We start from the raw sequence: 2898 nt of genomic DNA, 5'->3' as shown, positions 1-2898 counted from the left end.
GGTCGTCGCCGGCGACGACCACGGCTGCGTCTCCTCCTCGATGTCGCACCAGAGCGACCTGGCGCTGGCGGCCTGGCACATGCCGGTGATCCACCCAGGCTCGATCGCCGAGTACGAGGCCTTCGGCCTCTGGGGCTTCGCCGCGTCGCGCTTTTCCGGCGCCTGGGTCGGCTTCAAGGCGATCTCGGAGGTGGTGGAAGGAGCGGCCTCGATCGATCTCGCGCCGCTGCCGACCTTCGCGCCGGCCGCCTACACTCCGCCGCCCGGCGGCCTGCACATCCGCTGGCCCGACCTGCCGAGTCTCGCCATCGAGGCCCGCGCCCTGGAGAAGCTCGAAGCCGTGCGGGCCTTCGCCCGGGCCAATCCCCTCGACCGTCTGGTGGTGGCGCCGGAGCGCCCCCGCCTCCTCGTCGTCACCGTCGGCAAGTCTCATGGCGACGCGATGGAGGCGTTCCGGCTCCTCGGCCACGGGCCGGACGCGCTGGCGGCCGCCGGCGTCGCGGTGCTGAAGGTCGGCCTCGTCCATCCGCTCGACGTCGCCGGTCTCTCGGCGGTCGCCGCCGGGGTCGAGACCGTGCTGGTGATCGAGGAGAAGGCGCCGCTGGTCGAGCGCCAGCTGCGCGACGGGCTCTACGACCTGCCGGCCGGGCGGCGCCCGCGCATCCTCGGCAAGCGCGATGCGACCGGCGCGCCCCTGGTGCCGGAGGTGGAGGAGCTGCGCCCGTCGCGCCTGCTCCCGGTCCTGGCCGACCGCCTGCGCGATCTCGGCCGGCCGGTGCGGGTGCCGGACGCGGCGCCCGAGCCCGCCTCCCCCGGCGGCCTGCCGGTGCGCACCCCGTATTTCTGCTCCGGCTGCCCGCACAACACCTCGACCCGGGTGCCCGAGGGCTCGCAGGCCCGGGCCGGGATCGGCTGCCACTTCATGGCGAACTGGATGGAGCGGGACACCACCGGCATCGTGCCGATGGGGGCCGAGGGGGTCGACTGGACCGGGCAGGCGCCGTTCACCCGCCAGGGCCACGTCTTCCAGAATCTCGGCGACGGCACCTACTTCCATTCCGGCCACGCGGCGATCCGGCAGGCGGTCGCGAGCGGCGCCAACATCACCTACAAGATCCTCTACAACGACGCCGTGGCGATGACCGGCGGCCAGCCCGTCGACGGGACCTTGAGCGTGCCGCAGATCACCCGCCTCGTGGCGGCCGAGGGCGCGCGCCGGGTCGTGGTGGTCTCGGACGATCCCGACCGGGTGGCCGCGGCGGCCGCCCGCGATCCCCTCGGGCCCGGCGTGACGCTGCACCACCGCGACGACCTCGACGCCGTGCAGCGGAGCTTGCGCGAGACCCCCGGCGTCACGGTGCTGGTCTACGACCAGACCTGCGCCACCGAGGCGCGCCGGCGGCGCAAGCGGGGCTCAAGCCCGCTTGCCCCGCGGCGCGCGGTCATCAACGACCTCGTCTGCGAGGGCTGCGGCGACTGCCAGGCGAAGTCGAACTGCCTCTCGGTCGTGCCGGTCGAGACCGAGTTCGGCCGCAAGCGCGCGATCGACCAGACCGGCTGCAACAGCGACCTGTCCTGCCTCAAGGGCTTCTGCCCGTCCTTCGTCACCCTCGAGGGCGCGACGCCGCGGCGGCGCCCGGGCGTCGCGGTTCCGGCCGAGACCGTCGCGGCCCGCGCCGCCGCGCTCGCCGAGCCCGCGACGGCGCTCGGACCCGAGCCCTACGAGATCCTGGTCGCCGGCGTCGGCGGCACCGGGGTGGTGACGGTCGGGGCGCTCATCACCATGGCGGCGCATCTCGAGGGGCGCGGCGCCAGCGTGCTCGACTTCATGGGCTTTGCCCAGAAGGGCGGCCAGGTGCTCTCCTTCGTGCGGCTCGCGGCGGAACCCGGCGCCCTCAACCAGGTCCGCATCGACCGCGGCCGCGCCGACGCGGTTCTGGCCTGCGACCTCGTGGTGGCGGCGAGCCGGGACGCCGCCGCGGTGATCGATCCCGCCCGCACCCGCATCGTCGCCAACTCCCACGAGATCCCGACCGGCGCGACCCTGCGCGACCCCTCGGCCCGGATCGACACGCGGATGCTCGAGTCCCTGCTCGCCCGCCGGGTCCGCCCGGGGGCGCTGCGCAGCCTCGACGCCCAGGCGATGGCCGCGCGCCTGATCGGCGACGCCCAGGCGGCCAACGTGCTGCTCCTCGGCTTCGCCTGGCAGTGCGGCCTGGTGCCGGTCTCCCGCGCCGCCCTTGAGCAGGCGGTGACGCTCAACGGCGTCGCGGCCTCGGCCAACCGCCTCGCGCTGGCCTGGGGCCGGCTGCTCGCCGCCGATCCGGTCTTCGTCGAGGCGCATCTCGCCCCGGAGGACGTGCCCGCGCGGGATCTCGGCGCCGTGGTGGTGCGCCGGGCCGCGTACCTGCGCGCCTACCAGGACGAGGCCTACGCCGCGCGCTACCGCGCCCGGGTGGCGGCCGTGCGGGAGCGGGCCGGCGACGACCTCGCCGAAGCGGTCGCCCGCTCGCTGTTCAAGCTGATGGCGATCAAGGACGAGTACGAGGTGGCGCGCCTCCAGTCCGATCCGGCCTTCCATGCCCGCCTCGCGCAGGACTTCGAAGGGCCGGTGCGCCCGACCTTCCACCTCGCGCCGCCGTTCCTCGCCCGGACGCGGCCCGGCGAGGACGAGCCGCGCAAGATCGCCTTCGGGCCCTGGCTGCTGCCGGTCCTGCGCGGCATCGCGGCCCTCAAGGGGCTGCGCGGCCGGCGCCTCGACCCCCTGCGGCTGATCGCGGAGCGGCGGGAGGAGCGGGCGGTGCTGGCGGAGTACGAGGCGCAGGTCGACACCGCCCTCGCCCTCCTCGGCCGGGCCGACCCATCCACCCTGCGCGACCTCCTCGCCGCGCCCCCCCG

1 protein-coding gene is annotated in these 2898 nt (G+C 75.4%); it reads left to right on the top strand.

Annotated elements, in window-relative coordinates; genetic code table 11:
* On the top strand, positions 1–2898 hold a 2898-nt coding region (locus VQ02_RS32290), incomplete at both ends, for an indolepyruvate ferredoxin oxidoreductase family protein (protein ID WP_048448363.1).

The sequence above is a fragment of the Methylobacterium variabile genome (assembly GCF_001043975.1).
Lineage (GTDB): Bacteria > Pseudomonadota > Alphaproteobacteria > Rhizobiales > Beijerinckiaceae > Methylobacterium > Methylobacterium variabile.
The sequence above is the reverse complement of the archived record's forward strand: the minus strand, read 5'-3'. Positions and strand labels throughout refer to the sequence as shown.